The 18,861-nt window shown below is 40.5% G+C and carries 9 protein-coding genes; all 9 read right to left on the minus strand.

Annotated elements, in window-relative coordinates; translation table 11 throughout:
- Nucleotides 1-32 precede the first annotated feature (32 nt).
- Nucleotides 33-2,699, minus strand: coding sequence for a BREX-1 system phosphatase PglZ type A (gene pglZ / locus Q9G97_RS06900; RefSeq protein WP_305898192.1), 2,667 nt, complete (start codon nucleotides 2,697-2,699; stop codon nucleotides 33-35).
- Nucleotides 2,699-6,400 (minus strand): BREX-1 system adenine-specific DNA-methyltransferase PglX, encoded by a 3,702-nt coding sequence (pglX, locus tag Q9G97_RS06905; protein WP_305898193.1) that lies wholly within the window; start codon nucleotides 6,398-6,400, stop codon nucleotides 2,699-2,701. Before pglX ends, pglZ begins: the two co-directional genes overlap by 1 nt.
- Before the next feature lie 138 nt (nucleotides 6,401-6,538).
- Nucleotides 6,539-10,210 carry a BREX system P-loop protein BrxC gene (brxC, locus tag Q9G97_RS06910; RefSeq protein ID WP_305898194.1) on the minus strand — a complete coding sequence of 1,224 codons (3,672 nt, stop codon included), beginning with the start codon at nucleotides 10,208-10,210 and terminating at the stop codon, nucleotides 6,539-6,541.
- A 40-nt stretch (nucleotides 10,211-10,250) separates the two neighbouring features.
- Nucleotides 10,251-10,829: a DUF1788 domain-containing protein gene (locus tag Q9G97_RS06915; RefSeq protein ID WP_305898195.1), complete on the minus strand. Its 579-nt coding sequence runs from the start codon at nucleotides 10,827-10,829 to the stop codon at nucleotides 10,251-10,253.
- The gene (locus Q9G97_RS06920) at nucleotides 10,826-11,425 is read right to left on the minus strand and encodes a DUF1819 family protein (RefSeq protein ID WP_305898196.1); all 600 of its coding nucleotides are present in this window, start codon (nucleotides 11,423-11,425) and stop codon (nucleotides 10,826-10,828) included. The genes Q9G97_RS06915 and Q9G97_RS06920 overlap by 4 nt, the downstream gene beginning before the upstream one ends.
- Before the next feature lie 358 nt (nucleotides 11,426-11,783).
- Nucleotides 11,784-12,308 carry a hypothetical protein gene (locus tag Q9G97_RS06925; RefSeq protein ID WP_305898197.1) on the minus strand — a complete coding sequence of 175 codons (525 nt, stop codon included), beginning with the start codon at nucleotides 12,306-12,308 and terminating at the stop codon, nucleotides 11,784-11,786.
- 301 nt (nucleotides 12,309-12,609) lie between these two features.
- Entirely contained in the window at nucleotides 12,610-15,762 is a 3,153-nt protein-coding gene (locus Q9G97_RS06930) for a tyrosine-type recombinase/integrase (protein WP_305898198.1), read from the minus strand.
- A complete protein-coding gene (locus Q9G97_RS06935) occupies nucleotides 15,755-18,067 on the minus strand; it encodes a hypothetical protein (protein ID WP_305898199.1) in 2,313 nt (770 codons plus the stop codon). The genes Q9G97_RS06930 and Q9G97_RS06935 overlap by 8 nt, the downstream gene beginning before the upstream one ends.
- Nucleotides 18,054-18,623, minus strand: a complete 570-nt coding sequence (locus Q9G97_RS06940) for a hypothetical protein (RefSeq protein WP_305898200.1) — start codon at nucleotides 18,621-18,623, stop codon at nucleotides 18,054-18,056. Before Q9G97_RS06940 ends, Q9G97_RS06935 begins: the two co-directional genes overlap by 14 nt.
- Nucleotides 18,624-18,861: the final 238 nt, after the last annotated feature.

An 18,861-nucleotide genomic window follows, 5' to 3' on the forward strand; every position in this document is an offset into this window, starting at 1 on the left:
AATCTATTAAAACAGTACCATTTTATCTATCCTCAGAAAAAATCATCCAAATGAGCCAAATCAATCGTCACGCTATACTGACTATAGTTAATCTGTGTTTTAGCATCTTCTAATATCAGGGTATATTGCGCATTGCGGTCAAACTGTGATCCGATTAAGCTAAGCCTAGCTTCGCGAGTACGCTCATCCATAATCTTGCTATTACTGTCAAAATTTATCGTCTCTCTACTAGAGATTTCTTTACCGTTACTATCTACAATGAACACATTAATCTGACGAGAGATAAATTGCTTGCCTACCGCATCCGTTTGAATAAATTTAATTTTATCGATATTACTGACTAGTTTAATTGGCTGGTTTGCCACAACGACACCCACTGGCTGATTCTCAAACTTAGTCGCCTGCTCTTTATCTAGCTCTCGAATATGGATAATAGGGACACATATCTCTTGCAGCATTGCGCCACCATGAACAAACTTAGCACCGCTAACAAAATGGAAACGCTGGCTGGCTTTGGGTATTAAAAACTCGGTCTGGTTCGACGAATCAATTAAGCCGTTGGCTGTATTGCTGATAGATCCTTTCCAATAAGCCTCGTCTGATGGCAAGTCATCACCAATCACATAACGCTTTTTGGCTTCCATGACGCCACTAGGTTTTGTGGTTAGCTTGGTCTTATTGTCGGCAACCAGCTCTTTTTGCTGAAAGAGAAATCCATGATCAGCAGTTATTACGACGTGGCTTCCATTCAGACGATTGATAATGCGACCTACTAAGTTTTTTAGCTCGTCAATGGCACTACGGCAAGCTTCAAAGGTCTTTTCTTCATTTTTCGAGTTATCGCCCATAGCGTCAATTGTGTCATGATAAATATAAACGACCCTTGCATCACGAATTTTATCGCGACCTTCTTGATTACTCCAATTTATCAGGTCTGTTGCCTTTACTGCCATACCGCCTACTTTTTGCAAGATTTTATCCCGATAATCTAAGCCCGCTGATGAGACGCCATCAACATAGACAGATTTACCTCTTTCAGGCTGATAGCTCAGAGAGTCATGAGGCAATAGCGCCGCCATACCTAGCTGAGTATAGCTCGGTAATACGCCGAGCTGTGTTGAGATACTGGCCTTGAAACGTTTTTCATTATTAATAATTGACCATAATTCAGATGCCACCTCATACCGCAAAGCATCAGAGATGATGACAAAGGCTCGTTGTAGTTGAGTCGTGTTCAATCGTGCTTGCACTTCATTGTTATAAAAGCTGTACTGATTTGGGATGTCTGTTATCTGCCATTTATCTAACAGTTGCTCATGACCTAAATGATAATCCCAAGCCAGTCCTAACTCATAGAGATACCAGTTGGTATATATACTCTCGATCTCTTCATCTAGCCGTCTGAGCATATCAGAACCGATGCTTAGCGAGATAAGCACATGCTCATTGAATAAGCGATAGGCTTGATCAAACTGGTAAATATCATTGACGTAGGCATCATACATCGATTTGGCACTATCAAAATGAAAACCATCAACATACGTGTTACGAAGATAAATCAGCATTTCTGCACTACGTAACGCTTGATAAGAGCTAGTATAAGCAGAATTAGACAGGCTCCAATGGCTTGCCAGCCTAGTTGAGATAATACTGTCAAACTCAACTCTATCGAGTGTTATGCTGCTGTCTAGTAGCGTCTCTACCAAGCCGCGAATGATATTTTGCTCAACCGTCTTAAAGGTCTCGCATCGAATGAGATCAATCGGACGGTACTGGCTGCTTTTAGCACTGATATCAAGCTGCTGACCCAATTGATGAGATACAACCTCATAATACGGGCAATACGTACGACTATCACGCCAACTGACCATGAATGCCAGTGCAGTGGCTCGACCTGCATTGCCTTTTAAGACATTATTAGCGAGCCAGTCACGCTCGATGCCTTCTGTCTGAGTCCAAAAATCCGTGCAAAATAACTTCAATACAAAGTCTGAGAATGACGGCTGTTCTGTGACGTAGCCATAATTTTTATCAAGCTCTATCCAGAGTGCATCTACCAAATCAAACTTGGTCAATTGCTCCCATAAGGGCAATCCATTTGCATCATCCTCTAAGTGGCTTGCATGCTCTTTTAACAAGCTAAATAAAATATCAGACAGATGGCTTGAGTCAGACTTAACGACGACCGCGATCATCTTACGATCAAGAGTCAGCGCATCGTCATTGACTGCTACTCGTTTTTTCAATCCTGCTAAGCGCTGCTTATTGGCAAAGAACTTTTGGCGGTTTTGAATATATGAGCGCAGCGACATGTTAGTAATACCAAGCTCATTGAGTAGCATCGAGCTATGATCTGCAAAAAACTGCTCACTATAAAGGCGTATATCAAGCAGCCAATCACGCTCAGGTTCAGACTCCACTTCTGGAAAATAAAGTAAAAACCGTTTTTTAGGCTCATCGATTTCAATACGCTTTTTGGTGGCCAATACGGATTCATCAGCCATATTTAGAACCGTTACCTCAGTTGAGAAGCCTTCATCACTATCAACGTTATCAGCATTAGCGTTAATGGCAGCGGTCAAAGGCTCACTGAGACTATTCAGCTCTTCTATAAAGCTCTGGTCAGGATCGTGCCAAAATACGATTCTGTTGTCTTTGAACTTGGCAATGATACCTTGAATGAGTTCACTTGCCTGCATCAGATAACCTCCGGCGCTGATCCAGTGATGGACTTCACATCAGAGAGCAGATCGCCAAACTTGCCATAGTTTACTTTTACGCCATCATCTAAGTTTAAGGAAATACGCATGTCTGCATAGTGCTTGAGCTTGTCATCGAACTCGCGCAATTCGACCTGTTGCTTCACTAAAGCAGCAAGCTCTTTTTTGAAGCGATTGGCATCACTGGTAGAGTCGGCATTGTCTATTTGCTTATCTAGCTGTTCGGCATAGGCGTCATATTTACCCAGTAGCGGCGTGACATACTCGGTACGCATACGTGACAAGGTGCCTTCGTTATAGCGATGCAAGTACACTAGGCACTCAAAAGCTTTGTTTTTACCTGAGCTAAATAGCCAGTATATCGGGCGCTTTTTATAAGTCTTTAGGTGGTCTTTGTAAAATTGGGTCGATAGGTAGCGACGTATGGTCTCAAGTGCGGATTCAGACTGCCCTTTTTTAGCGAGCGGTTTGATAGCGTGTAAGCATAGCGATTCCGCGATAAAGTCTAAGTTCTCTTGCAGATGTTCAGAACCCCATACGACTTGTACAAACTCACGCAAGCGGTCGGTGGCATCGTCTTTAAACCACTCTTGATCAGTCAATGGAATGATAGCGTTCTGGTCAGCTGGGAAGCTTTTGTAAGCACCCTCAGCGACTAGGTCGTCAAAGCCTTCATTACCCGAATTTGCATAGACTAGTCCTTCACGATCTAGTGAGTATCGACCTAGCATGCAGCCTAAAGAGTAACTAATTAGCTCACCAATCATATCTGATTGAAAGCGTATATTTGCTTCTTCAATTGCATCATATCGGTATATCGGATTTACTTTTAAAGTAACTTGCTCTTCCAATACGTTAATATCAACATCTTCATGTAAATTGAAATTAGAAACTATATAACTATTAATTTGCTCTTCTAATTCTTTGAGTCGAGAAGTATCATTTTTGGAGTTATCGAAAAAATTATCATATGAATCTTGAACTCTTAATAACTTTGACACTAGAGGGGGTTTCTTAAACCTATTTGAAGTTTCGAAGGCATCCCAATCTCTTTGAGAAAGTGATATTGCTTCCTCCCCTAATGGAATCATTTCCTTTTTCAATAATGGTAAAGGAAGGTTTTTGTAATCCCCTGACTGGAAGCTAAGAGTTGGGTTCTGAATCTTTGTTAGCTTTTCAACCACATTAGAATTCAACCAACATAGTGCAGAGACTAGCTCATTTTTCGAACTAAAATATGCGGACTGACCTTTCACATCAGATATAGATCCGTATTCGTTATATCTAAAAGACTTCCAAGCAGAAGTTATTTCCGACCAAGTTATCCCTTCTTTAAAATAGAACTGTGTATTTTGTGGTCGAGATCTAAGTTTGCCATCATCATCTTTAAAGTTTCTTATTTCTTTACCATCATCTTCCCAATTCACAACATACTCACGATTTCCGTACCACTTTCTATAGGAACCACCTTTGTTGTATGGTACCCATTTTATCTTACTACCTACAGTTTCATCCGTACTTTTGACAGTATCTGAAAATTTCAAACTATCTATTTCATACCAAAACCGCATGAACCGATCGTTATCACCTGTTTGCAGTCCAACAGCAGCTTGTGAACTTTGCTCTGCTTTAGGATTGTCTTCATAGATACTAATGAGTGATTTACTGACCCAATAAGCAATCGGGCTTCCAGGTATTTTATTAAAATCATCTGGCTTGGCTTTGTAAAACCAACCGCAATCTGTATCATTGATTGCCTCTAAAGTTTTAGGTGCTTGATTTGCTGCTCCACGGAAATCAGAAAGCTTAATATAAGAACCTGTATACCCTGACAAATGACCTTTTGTCAAAGTGAAGGTGCAAATTGGAACGGTTGCGCCGTCAAACCCTGAATACTCTAATTGAATGAGAGTAGAAATAGTTTCATCATTAATTAGTTTATTTCGTAGCTGCTCATAACTTGATATAAACATCCATACAAATGGCGTCATAAAGCCAAGCTGCCCATTGTCTTTTGCCAATTGCAAATTACGAATTATATAGGCTGAGAAAAGGTCTTTTTCATAACCCTTAAAGTTATCTTTAAGGTATTTTCTAACTTCTACTGTTTGATACTTACTACCCATATACGGTGGGTTAGCAATTACCGCATCATAGCGGATAGCTAAAATAAGCGCCTGATGGACAATATCAATTAACTGCTTAGCGGCAGGTCGTTGAAATGAGTCACCAGACTCCGCCAACTCTACTAAAGTCTCATGCATCTCTTTTAAATCATCATACTCATCCGCTGGCACCTCAATCAGAGAACCAAAAGTCTTCGCCTGACCAAAACGTCCTACCGTACGCTGTAATAATTGATAGCGATTGTCCGCCTCAAACGAGCTAAGATCTTGCGTCTCATCAGCGAACATATCTTGGGATGTGCCATCATCCCAGCCACCAGACAAATTCAGCTCACGCCAGACTGCTGGCAAGTTGATATGATTGCCTTCTTGTAGTGCCAGTACATTGAGACTGACATGACGGGTAAAGATACGCTTATCATCAGCACGTGCTAGCATCATCAGTGCAAAGCCTGACAGCTGAGCCGCACGATCATCGATATCTAAGCCATATAGATTATTCTCTAGTATCTTCTGTGGTATCTCACGAGAGCGGAAGCCGCGCTCTTCATAGATTGCCTTTAACACGTTATAAGCTTCGATCAATATATGGCCCGACCCGACCGCTGGATCTAGCACCTTGATACTCTCAGGATCGATACTATCAGGAGTCATTGCTTGCAGTTGCTCATTGACCTCAGACGATTGCTCGGCTGGCTCGATATAGTATTCCATCTGGGTTTTGATTGCTGACTCAGGATAAGTCTGTAGCCACTGACGACCGACTGAGTTTTGTACCAAGTACTTTACAATCCAATTGGGCGTGAATAGCTGAGTGGCGGCTGGGATATCTTCGCTTTTGACTACCTTACCCATGACCTCGTCTTTTTTCTCAGAGATATAGAACTGATACAGCCAACCGATGACCTCAACCTGATCCCAGTCCTCTTCAGGAATACCATCGACCAAGCCGCGCAGTATCGAATCGGTACGAGTAAGATTATCTGGTAATAGCAGCTCAGTTGCATCATTTAAGGCTTCAAACAAAAACGGCATGGCTTCGTGTAGCTTGTGACACTGCTTTAGCAAAAGCCGCCGATATAGTGTCTCGTCCTTATTACCTGCCAGCTTTAACTCAATAATATAGTCACGGTCTAACGCTAACTCGTCAGCAGCATCCACAGCATGATCGATAATCTCAAAGCCTGTAGGATTGTCTGGATGCGACAATACGCGAAAGCCATGACCAAGATAATCATGAATCTCCATATAGCGAATCGCGCATAAGCGGTTAAACCAAGTATAAGCGCCTTGCTCTACCAGTTGCTCAAAGCCCATCTGTTCGCTGAGTGCCACCAAGCGTCGTCTAGGCTCAGCTAAAGCACTGTCGAAGTTATTGCCATTAATTTGTAGCACAGAGCCTTTCACGATGGCTTCTGCGATGTTTAGCTCGCCTGCTGTACTGCCTTTTGCTTCGGTTTGCGAAATACCAAAGCTATTTAGACGTTTGGCGACTGCCTCCATAAACTCACGGCGGGCTTTTGGCGCATATTTTTTTATATTACTGGTATTCATAGTGACTCTTGTGCCTCAGCTTCTTATACTTCAATATTGATAGTGCTATCTGTCATGCTCTGAGTCGAGCTTAGTGCTATTTTGATACGTGCTAGTTGCGTTTGATGGCGCTCATTGTAGAACGCCACATATTATTCACTACTTGATCCGTACTCGATCACCAGCTTTTACCGCAGCTATCAGCTGCTCTCTTAACGCGTATAGATAATCATCTACTTCGGCAGTGCTTTCGATAAAGTCGCCCGATATTGAGTGCTTCATGATATTTTTAGGATCAATCGTAACGGTACGCTTGGCGACTGGAGCAGGGATAACAGGCTTAGGTACAGACGGCGGTACAGCCTTACCTGCTTTTGTGGCTTCTGCCTGTTGCTTTTGATACTCAAGAGCACGCTGACGCTGCTCATTTTCGACCTGCTTACGCTGCTGTTCGATAAAGTCATTTAATAACTCATTTGCATTTTCCTCATGATCTCCAGCTTCCATTTGTTCACTGAAAATCTGTGGAATAGAGTTAGTCTTCTCTATGCGCTCTCGACATAACTGTAGGGGACGCAGCGCTTTATTACTAATATCCGCAGGTGCCGACGCTTCTGCTAGCGCTTGGTTAATACGCTCAATGCGTTCATCCACTCTAATAAGAGCGTGAGCGCGCTTATCTTCTACCAAAGCCAAGTTAATCTTATTAACCTGCTCAATGAGTGGGCTGATACGGCGCATTTGACCGTAAGGCGCTGGCATGTCATAAATGCTCTTGAGATCTTTTAAAGCCTTTGATGCTTGCGGGTCTTTTTCAAGCGCGTGCAAGTTCGCCTTAAAACGCTCATTCAATGCAGTAGAGAGAGACTGCCATATTTGAAACTGACTATTATAAAAGTCATCGAGGTCTTCAAACTTTTCAACAAACGATTCTAATGCATCGGCATCTTGCAAAAATCGCTCAATAAATTCAAAGCTCGATTTTTTTTCTAGTATGCCCGCTACCAATACCAACCCATCATTAATCTGTGACTTACCAGGAAAGTGTCCCGTTTGTGATTTTGTGCGAAAAGATTTTAACGCTTCATTCCAGTTTTCTAATGCTTGTTTTATGAGTTCATACAGCTCTTTTTCACCAGAGCCAATAAAGGTCTTGGAAAATAGATCTTTCACCAAATTAGAGGCTTTTTTAACCTGACTATCATTAACCTGACGAATTTTATTAACTCGTATGTCGCCACGCTTACGTACGCTATTAAACGGCTCATACGCTCTATTAAGTGCTAAATCGCTACCTTGCAGACTAAACGCAAGCTTACCTGCCAATCCAAGCCGTGCGACTAACAGTAGTATCTCATTGACAGGCCAGCCATAAGGACGTTTACCAAAGTGAGTCACGATATCACTTAAATAAACTGGCTCATTGCGCTCTATTCTGAACGAAACATACTGCTCTACTTCGCGAGTGGCGTCTGGGTTGCACTCATCTGCTTGAAGGTCAAGTCCTAGCTGGGCGACATTATCTGCTACTAATACTTTCTGTAGCTCAGGCAGCACTTCACCTGGTGTCACATTTAGAAAATTTAGTTTAGCAAAGGTATTTTCAACGATGTACTTATAGGACTCCTCAACGATAACGCTTGGCGTCACTGATTTCTTTGGCATTTTAGTGCCAATAGCATAAACATTAGCTTCTGCAAATAATGCTTCAAAACCCACCTTTAAGCGTTTTTCACGTGCCATGTTCTCCATTTGCTTTTCACGCAGTAGGTGCTCTTGCTCTGGCCGCTGCCCTGAATTCTGTTTTAAGAAGCGATCTGTCTTTATAAATACCGTCAGATCATCCCATAGACGCTGGTCTTCATCTAACTTGATTAATACAGAGCCATTATCTTTTAGACTATGCTCAATACATGCCTGCTCATGAGAGAAGCTGTCGTAATGGCTATCTAGTGGCGATACGACTTTGATGACTAAATCTTCAAGGGTTGTACCATCTTTTGGGTGACCATTACAAAATCGGCTAACCATAAAGTCTTGTTTATTCATAGGATAACGGTAGGTTCGGTTATTCTTAAGAATGTCATTAAATACAATAGTCGAAAGTTTATTCGATACCTCAGACATCTCAAAATCTGTTTGACGGATCTCGTTTTCAATCTCTTTTTCTTCATTAGTCAAAAATATAAATACATCATTATTGCGTGCGATTAGCAGCTGTTTTTCTAACCGATTCAAGCTATCTTCAATTTGCTTACGTAACTTAATTTTATCAGCATCGATACGATCAATCGATAGGGTTACTAGGTTATCTAAAGTGCTTTTGACCACATCGACATAACGAATCAGAAATAAAGTTTTTAAGATATTTTGATCAAACTTAGTCAGTGACTCTGACTCACAGGCTTGATCAATAGTACGCTTGATTGCTGGCTCTAAAAAGCTCTCAATAGGTGCATAAAAACTATGAAAAGGAACGAGCACATCAAGCTCATTATTCTTCATCTGCTTTGCCGCAGATTGAAACGCATCTAGTAAAGAGCGTTCACCCATAGCCAAATTCTTACCACTTGCCCCTTTAACCCTAATGGACTCAAAGACTTTTTGAACCAAATTATAGTGATAGGGGACAAAGGGATAGTTATCTACAAAGGATAAACTATCGGTATAGCCTTTTAGATCAGCTGTGGTTGTCTTATCGAAAGTTAACTGATTGCGTAGGATATCGCCTTTTTCAGCGAATATATCTGTGAGCTGCTCATTGGCCTTGTCTGTTTTAGATAACAGACGCTTTTGGATAACCTCAGAGGTGTTTGAACTAGATAACTGCAAACGAGTATTAAAGCGACCTTGAATCTTAGAGAAGTCTTGACCATCACCTTTACTCATCCCACCAATAGCAGCATCAATATCTGCCTGTGATGTAACAACTACCCAAGCACGACCACCACAGTACGTCCCTAAATCTTCAGTAATAGTCTGCAGCTTAAGCATCATTTGAGTGTTTTTACCAATAAACTGCCCCACTTCATCGACCATAAATAATAAATTGCGGTCGCCACTACTATCTAAGTAGTCATTTACCCACTTACAAAAATTTTGGATATCGAGTGGGAAGTTATTCTCTATTTGCTGTACCCAGTGTTTAGCCGACTCTTTGGACTGATCGCTGGCATGAGCCAAAGCTTCTGATAGCTCATCGCGGTAAAAGTCATAAGCATCACGCTCTTCTTCCCACGTAGATAAGGTTAACTCAGCGAACTTGGCCTTAAATGAATCATATTGGTCACGCTTATCAAGCTCGCGTTCTAAATGTGCAATATGAGGAAAGTCAGCACAGTAACCAACACGCTCATTAAATACTTTCAAGAACACTTTTAGAATGGCGTTCTCACGATCCTCAGTATTTGCTCTTGAATCAATATTGAACAAAATAACGTCTGTGTCTTTACTAACAGACTTCTTAATATCTGCCAATAATTTTGCATCGGTAATTTTATCTTTGAAAAAATCAAAGGCTTGCCGGCCCTCACCATCTTTCTCTACTGACTTATTTTCTAATAAGTATGACAATATTTTTAAAAAATGTGACTTACCAGAGCCAAAGAACCCAGAAATCCAAACCCCGACTTTTCCAGACATAGCAGAACCACTATGATCTACAGAAGGCGCATAAGCGGCAAAAAACGCTCGAAAATGCCTATTAAGCTCTTGCGTTATAACATACTCATCTAGCTCAACATAGATACTGTCGTTGTCCTTTTGCTCAGCTTTGACAACGCCATTAATATCACGAGTCAGCTGCTTTGAAAAAATCTGTTCAATATTCATCTAGTAGGCTCTCTATTTTATTTCTTATCATTGATAAATTTTATTTGCCACTTTCAGACACTAATTTAAAAGCGCGATAGTAGTTTTTGGATTCAATCATGCCAAAAGGATATAAATCTCTTCCGCTATATTCACCAGGATAAAACAAAACTAATGGGGTGCTACCCATGATATCTTGTAATGCGCTAAGAAGCTCATGACCTCTAACCAACGGCCATGCGCTTCCTAAGCCTGATAGCAAGACAAAATCTAGCTCAGAGGGTTGATATTTATTGGCAATGAATTTAGCCACCTTATCTTGGCTAAGTGGCCCTGCTAGCGTTTTACGTAAACTGTCAACGCCCACTTGCTGTTCACGTAAGCAGGCACGTTCAAATAAGCCGCGATCTTCAAGCATATCAATAAGCACTGTAAATATATTTAGATGAACAAAACGATAATCACGCTTATCTAACTTTTCAGTAATATGCTCAAGGTGGTCTCGTACCACCAATTCATACTTTGCTGGATAATCGAAGATCCAAAAACCAATCTCGTTACCCAAACCATCGTTTTTTAAGAATTTTGGACTCTCTATACGTTCAAGAATTAAATCAAGCCGTCTCCTAAGCGCATTCATATCGTGCACTCCATAACATCGATCAAGTCTTCCCTATTGATGCTTATAAGACATTCTTTTACTTCTGGTAGCAGGTAAACAGGTTGGATCTGACGTTTACGACTAGTACTTAGATAGCCACTATCTACTAATGACTTAATCGCATTATTGCCCATTTTATTAATAGTGGACTCAAAGAATTTATTTAGCTCTGGATATACACGTATCTGTGTGTCATAAAATTCAGTCCAAGCATCAGATGCCAATTCAGGCTTGTAGGTTCTGCGCGCTTCAGCAAGACTTAATCGCATAAAATCAGCTACTATCGGAGAGTCAATCAGCAATGCTGCCATTAATAGCTGAATATAGGCACGCTCAGTAGACTCAAGCAATGACGCTATAAAGTCGTCACCAAGCCCTCCAACACGATGGCGAATCGTTTTCGTATAGCGGCTTGCTGTCTGTGCTGATCTCTTTTGAAGGATGTTTTGCTCGATAACAAGTGATTTCCATTCATCATCAGATAAATTTTTTAATAGATAACCTGCAATGATTCGCGACTCAGTAATCAGCAAACTTGCTCCGATCAGATCACCAACGTAATCTTTTACATTCATATTCTAGTTACTCGCGATTGGTAGTACAGTCGAACCTGACAGTTTCAACTTTTGGATAACAAAAAAACTCACGTAGGTAAGTCTCAAATAAGTGCTTGTGCCTTTCTTTTATCAGAGCACTAATCGTCGAGCATAGCCTACATCAATTGGTCAGCTCATACTACACATTGAAGCAAATTATGTGAAAGCTTTTCAACTTATATTATTTTCATGCCTTACTCAAGTCACATTATTGACACACGTCATCATAATAGAATATGAAAACACTTGAGCCTATTTTAAATAAAAAAACACCCTAAACATTTCATTTAGGGTGGCTTCAAAAACTATAGGGGAATATTAAGAAAATATGGATGCTTTAGTAATACTCTCTTACCAATTCTCGCTCTGTCTTGTCAAACTTAAAACAGAAGGGTTTGCCTTGCTCATAATTATCAGACATTCTATAGGCATCAATATTTCCAGAGAAACAAAAACGGTCAGACCTAATATTGAAATCAAACTCAACAATAGCGCCCGCTTTGTTCACAGCAACTGGATTCCCATAAGAATCACTTGCAGGTGACAGTGCATATCCAAAGGGATGTACGGTTTTTGTACTAGTATCAATCACAACTAAGCGATAAGGTTTTTGACCAACAAACCCTGTTTCATTAGTCTCAAAAAGGTAAAGTATTTTATCACCATCAAAGTTAGCTTCACCGGTTTTTAGAACATTGGCATAGCTCTTTAGGCGATCATCTGTACAGAATTTTTCATTCTCATAATCAAAATCGCACTCAGATACAGTTACACCGTACTTTGTGATGGCAGCATTAGAGATAGAAGGAAAGCCCCATACGAGTATTGATACTGCAAAAAGCAATTTTGTACTTCTTAACATTAAATTCATCCTAGTAATTATTTGGTAAGTTTTATCAATTTTAAAAGAGAGTTTTGTTACTAACGCGTACCTACGGTTTTAACTACTCTTTGATTAGAGACACTTAGATTATATATGAAGTGATTGATGCTTATAGACATCATATCAACTCGTATAAGATGTGAAAAAACTTTACGACGAACGGTAGCTATTTTATAGGTTCAATTAACTGATTTTAGAACTTAAAATAGTAATTTAACCCTATAGAAGATACCTTTGTTTATACTTGAAAGACAATTTTAAATAAAAAATCACTTTTGCCTTAATATTTGACTAATATCATCAGTAAGTAACCTAAATATTTTAGTACCCCCGAAGAGCTATAATAATCATCTGTCATCACCAAGTTCTTATCAGACCGCTTACGTTTTTTCTGTACTACCCTAACCTCATAGCCATGAAAGTTCTCACGAACACCCACACGTATTGAGCTATTGAGCCCTAGTTCTTTTTTAAAATCACGCACTGCTTGCTCGCTATGTGCTCTAATCTGCCAATAACTGGCATCGATAAGTTGACAACCTATTGTCACAAACTGCTGTAGCATTTTAAGCTGCGTCTCTTTAATTCCAAAGTGAATTGATGAAGTATTTAAATTGTTTTTATCTGCAAATAACTCCACAAACAATTTCAGTCTAGCAGGCTCATCAATTGACATCTGATAAGCACGATCAATTGCTTTAACTAAAACTTCCTGGTTTTTATGTCCCGTCGGTGCGCTTAGCAATAACCTATCATCGGTAAAAATTTGATTGCTACTGTTGTAAATCTTTATAGCCTCATTAACAACGATGCCATGCCGAAGTGCGACCTCTGCCAACTGCCCTGCTCGTTTATCGACGCTTATTTTTTGTAGCTCTTCTAACAGCACAATGACATCATAAACTTTAGGATGAATAAATATAGACAGCTGAGTATCTACTGCATCATTTTGCGGGGCTTGCTGGCAAGCCATGTTAGCTGGTGTGCTGTTATAAGAAAATAGAAACTCTTTGCCCGCAATCTTATTGATTAAATATCCACGCATCTTATCAAGATGAACCTGTTTAGTACTGCTATCATACGCTGTACCTTCCTGCCTATTCACCGTCTGATAACCAATACCTGTCACCATCTCAAACACAGTTATCGGCATAGCAAGCTTGGCTTGACTAATTTGCCATCCAGCCAATAGATGAGCGCTATGGATATAATATTCAAACGTAGTATCTGGCGTTAGATGCCCAGCAAGGCTAGCCAGCCCAAACCACATCCCTTTTTCTTTATTATTAGCAAGGACGGCGCTAACGATAGCGTCACTATGCTCTTTATCGTAATCTGTCATCACCTGAGCCAGTGGCGAGCCACTCAACACCAATGCCAGCTGGCTAATCGCCGTATGCCGAAAGCTATGAAAGGTAAAGTCATGGGTAATCAGCAGTCTATCCCATATTATTTTCATCATATTGCTAAAAAACACAGATGGTAGTGGTTGATCGCCTGACCCTTGTGAGAATAAATAACGGCGCTTTAACCTTTTCTGTTGATTGTAGTACATAATAAATTGTTGTAACTCATCATCTTTAAAAAGACTGTCTATCGGTATCACTCTTTTGGCACTGCTGCTTTTTAGACGGCGATAGCGGTTGGGTTTGAGGATGATTTTTGGTGCTTCAACCACTTTTCCATTAATAAACCCTATATCTGCAATGTCGTTAACCTTAATACCAATAATTTCGTTAATTCGCATACCAGTCCGATAAGCAAGCGCTAAAACAATCAAACAAAGTGACTTTTGTTCTATCTCTAATTCTGATGTTTGGATATAGCTTTTCATCGCTCTATACACGCGCGGTGATATCATTTCAGCTTTTACGACTTGCCGATTACTACCCCATGGGAAATAGACATAGGGAGCGTCAAAGTGTATACGCTGATAATTATGAAAAGCTTTCAGACGACCGTAGGTGAATTTCTGGCTGTCTTTTAGACGATCAAGATGAGATAGCGGTTGACCAGTAGTATTGTTATCATTATCTACATCACTAAACGTATCATCACCAAACTCTGAAGATTTGCATAGTACAGACAATTTACGACCATCTTTTACCTTACTCTGAATAATTTGTTCATAAACTTCCTCAAAGTCACTGCACTCCCACTGATCCATATCCTCATCCATCGTCAGCATCAGCCAGTCGCGGCCAATGCAGCCGATGTATTTACTGATAGTATTGAGCCGAACGCTAGTATCATCCAGTAATGACAACACCCAGCCAAGCAAACGCTGCGCATTAGGCTGGCTAGCATCTGTCTTTAATATTGTAATAGTGAAAATAGCGGTGTTTCTAGTCAATTTGAGCGTATCTTGTAGCTCTTTGATCAGATTTTTACTAAAACTAGGATAGCTTATGGTACTGCTTTGGCTATTCGACTTTATCGATGACTGATAGCTGGCATCAAACAGTTCAGACCACTCAAGCGGTTTAGGATTTGGATTGATGAGCTCTTGGTTATAATGGATTAGCTTATCCGTAGACAAACCCGTCGTTTTAATATCGCCTTGCTTCACCACGGCTAGCGCCCCATCAATCAGGCTACTCTCTAGCTGTCGCCAGTGGTAGTTTGCATATTTGATGAGCAGTGAGTGCTGCGGGCGCTCACTATCTTTATTGGTAAGTTTAAGCGTTTTTGAGATATCGTTAATTACGGTATTAAATGGCTTTATCTTGGCCGTGTTTAACGCCTTATCCTTTAGAGCATATAAAAAACACAAACTTATATCATCGGGAACATAATCAACAAAACGGAGTAAGCCTTCACTCTCATCAGTCGCGTAGCCATAATTATCGTCACATACCCTAAGCGGTATCACAGCCAATGACTCTGCCCTACTTTCTTCATCAGTTGCTGGCATGTCAATTTTATACACATGGCGCTCACCAAACAGCCAATCATAGAGCGCTCGTAGCACCTCAATGTCGTTAATACCGCCATACATGATGCTGCAATACAGCACCCCTTCAACCAAGTCATTTACTGAGAAACGCCGTTTTCGTTGCCAAATTTCTATCATTGTCACGCTACTGTCTGCCACAGCGCGTCCACTCACAAACCAATCATAGTTAATGGTCAAGCGCTCACGAGTCGCTAGTATCGGTACCACAGGCTCATTAAGATATATCTGATGAGTTTTATTATAATCACGAACAAACTCTAAAAACCCGCGCCGCGCCAACTGAAAGTTTTGAGCGGTATCGAACCTCTCTTCTAGTAACTGGTTAATCGCTTCATAATAATGTTGCAGCTCACAAGGCGATTGCATAGGATATTGATTGATATATTCTTTAATTAGGGCTTTAGCATCATGCTTGATACTATTTTTAGCTTCTTCTCTATTCAGCTGTCGCAGTTTATGAGCGCTAATATTATCCATATAGGCGAACCTCAATTTGTTTTAAGTGAAGATCTGTAGCAATCGCATCTAAATGAGGGCTGAGCTGGTGCAGCTGATTGATAGAGCTTGATGACATCGGGTGCATGAATTCCTGATCAGCATGTTCGTGACCGTAAAGCGCGCAAATCAGATAGTCAGGCACACGCCCTGTGAGCATAGACCTCAGCTGATGACGCAACCAATTGTCCTGATGACTAAAAAAGTCTTGCAACTGATAGCGGACTCGGCTTGGCGTGATACTGGCAAAGCCTTTTGGATTTTTTTGGTAAATTTGAATGAGGGGTTGTTCTGACTGTAAGATGTCATCGATGGGATAACGCGCTGCTGGATATAAAGGATTATAGATAGCGGCAAATTGCTCAATATAAATCATATAGTTTTGAATAGCCGTTATCAAAAACTTGCTAAGAGGAATGAGCCTACCATCAGACTGCGCATGACGCTCTTCTTTGTCAGATACCCATAGCATGCGCCGCTGAAAGTCAAACTGGTGTAGCAAGCCCGGTGCATGCTTGACTGGGCGAATACCGGTTTGGATCATAACAATGTGCCATAGCCAAATGCTATAACTATTGAACTGTGCAATATAGCGATCCATGTGGGATTTTAACTTGCCATTAAAGCTCTCGGCACTGACAGCCAGTTGATTAAAGAACTGCTGGCACGTTGTGGTCTTTAGTGCCATATCACTACCAATGTGGCTTCTATGCCCGTTCATCGGTACGCTACACTCATCTATTAAAAGTGCTTTTTGCTCATCATCGCAGTATTCAGTTATCAGCTCTATCGCTTTTATATAAGTTTGCTCTAGCTCTACTGTTTTAGTGCTAAGGTAATACAGTGCAGAGCTATGCCGTACATCAATACCTGTGATCATATCAGCATATAAGGGCTTATTAAGCTCGTTTTTGATGAGGATAAATAGGCCTGCTTCAATATATTGCGGACTCAGTGTTGGCAGGTTAAGCAGATCTTTAGCATAAGAGATAGCGTCTTTAACAGTATCGGATGAAACGGTAATTTTATCCTCAAGCATAGATTGCAAAGGGTCAGGCAATGCACGATAAAAGGTACTGCCATAGCTTTGTCTGTGGGCAAGCAGATGACTTCGAGTATTGGTCGTCACATCAATCATGATGGCAATGCTACTAACTTTACGGACACGGTCATAGACCAAATACTGCCGTTGACTGTGACTACATTGCCAATCAGCAATGATGCTATCGATACTAAGTCCACTTAATAGTGACAGTAGTAAGACGACATACCCAGTGCCACTTTCTTTATCAACACTCATAAAGCGCTGCCAAAGCGTGGCAAATAACATCTGATACCCGGTAATGCTTAACTGACGATGATTGGTTGGGAAATGAAATTGATTACGGCGGGCATGTTGATGGTTATTTTTCAATCGCCATTGTTGCAGCTCAGAGGATTTAGCAATTTGTGTGGCTGGCTTAAAGTCATTGTCTAGCAAAGGTACTTCGTCGTCATCAGCAATATTTTCAGCGATTGCCACGTTATTTTTCTTTTTTGATTGTTTCGTACCAAACACTATTCTCTGTAGTGGCTCACCATCGATATGCATCACTTTCTTAGTGACTGCTTGAGCCGACTTTATGCGTTTAGTATTTTCAGTATAGGTTTTACCAATAAAAGCTTTATTATCAATCGCTACCTCATAAGCCAACCTGATTTGACCGATTTTACTAGCAAGATATTGGTTCGCTGTTTCACCTGTTGCCTCTTCCTGTTTGACGCTCGTTTCATATTGTCTGATATAAGATAAGCATGAAGACAAGCTATCGCATTGATCGTGAATGCGGATTAACTGGTCGAGAATGCCACGTTGTGGATCAGAAGGTCTTAGTGCCATACGAACACGCACACCAAGCTTATCTATTTTGGCAAAGTGCTTATCATGGCGTACTGCGATCATAACCATAACCTTTAAGTAGCCACTCATAAACCGCCAAGCATTACTCTTAACGTCTATGGCACCATACGCCTGATAAAAGACAATTAGCATATAGGTAACCGCCCACACGCCTGTTTTGCCTTGCCGAGTGATTTGATTCATCACATCTACACAGTCTAACCCAGTAAAGTCTGCAAAATTAGGTTCTGGTGTTGATTGTAATGAATCAATATCATCATCTGGCACTAAACTTATCACATCGATCATAAGCTGAGACATTTGTATGTGATGTGGTGAATCTATTGGGATAAGCTTATCCAACACTCGCCTGTCGGTCACATCATTAAATAATTTAGTGTGCCCCATAAGATGCATCCATCCAATTCAGGTTTTTGGGCAGCCCCAGCATCACCTCATCATTGGCTAATTTACACTGCTGATACTCATAAGCACTTTGGCTGATACCAGCAAACCTACAATAATTATCTACCGTTAGGCGCTCAATATTCATGAGTTCGCAAATAATGCTTTTTGGTGCACTGGAGCTTAAAGCCTTTAGGAACTCAGGATGATTAATTCCCCTTGAGAAGGCTAGCTCGATCACCTCACTCCAAGCTAAGCGCTTAATATCTCTCAGGCTTTCAGCAGCAACTAAGCAAGGCTGACGTGAACTAGTCTCTTCTATTAGAATTTCATCAAACCTTCTAAACTCATTAAAAAAATAATAAGTCGAATCTTTACCAATCACCAATCGTAGCGGTGGGCGGTAATAATCATCCAAGCCACCTATATTTATACTAGCTATTCTTGGCCTAAATTGATGCCATATCAGCAATGCCTTTTGCGCATCTTGATGAACAACCAGATTATATTTACTAAAAGTTATAAACTTCTGAGTAGGCCTTAGATGAATACTATTCATTTTAATATGGTTAATAGTGAATTATACTAATTATGATATGTTATAACTTATCGATTGTAAAGCCTTTAATCTTGCTGTTATATTTTTATTTTTGGATAACTGAAATACTGGATTCATAATCATTTTTTAGACAAAAAAAACACTCTTCAGCCTTTGATAAATAAAGGCTAAAGAGTATGTTAAAATTTCAGTTTTAGTTAGGTGAGGAGGTTAACGTCTTATATCAGTAGACCTTCCT

The organism is Psychrobacter sp. M13 (assembly GCF_030718935.1).
Taxonomy (GTDB): Bacteria; Pseudomonadota; Gammaproteobacteria; order Pseudomonadales; family Moraxellaceae; genus Psychrobacter; species Psychrobacter immobilis_G.

Excerpts from the sequence above, each read along its gene's own strand:
- brxC (WP_305898194.1), bottom strand. The coding sequence starts at position 10,210 with ATGAATATTGAACAGATTTTTTCAAAGCAGCTGACTCGTGATATTAAT.
- Q9G97_RS06935 (WP_305898199.1), bottom strand. The coding sequence starts at position 18,067 with ATGGGGCACACTAAATTATTTAATGATGTGACCGACAGGCGAGTGTTG.
- Q9G97_RS06930 (WP_305898198.1), bottom strand. The coding sequence starts at position 15,762 with ATGGATAATATTAGCGCTCATAAACTGCGACAGCTGAATAGAGAAGAA.
- pglZ (WP_305898192.1), bottom strand. The coding sequence starts at position 2,699 with ATGCAGGCAAGTGAACTCATTCAAGGTATCATTGCCAAGTTCAAAGAC.
- Q9G97_RS06925 (WP_305898197.1), bottom strand. The coding sequence starts at position 12,308 with ATGTTAAGAAGTACAAAATTGCTTTTTGCAGTATCAATACTCGTATGG.
- pglX (WP_305898193.1), bottom strand. The coding sequence starts at position 6,400 with ATGAATACCAGTAATATAAAAAAATATGCGCCAAAAGCCCGCCGTGAG.
- Q9G97_RS06915 (WP_305898195.1), bottom strand. The coding sequence starts at position 10,829 with ATGAATGCGCTTAGGAGACGGCTTGATTTAATTCTTGAACGTATAGAG.
- Q9G97_RS06920 (WP_305898196.1), bottom strand. The coding sequence starts at position 11,425 with ATGAATGTAAAAGATTACGTTGGTGATCTGATCGGAGCAAGTTTGCTG.
- Q9G97_RS06940 (WP_305898200.1), bottom strand. The coding sequence starts at position 18,623 with ATGAATAGTATTCATCTAAGGCCTACTCAGAAGTTTATAACTTTTAGT.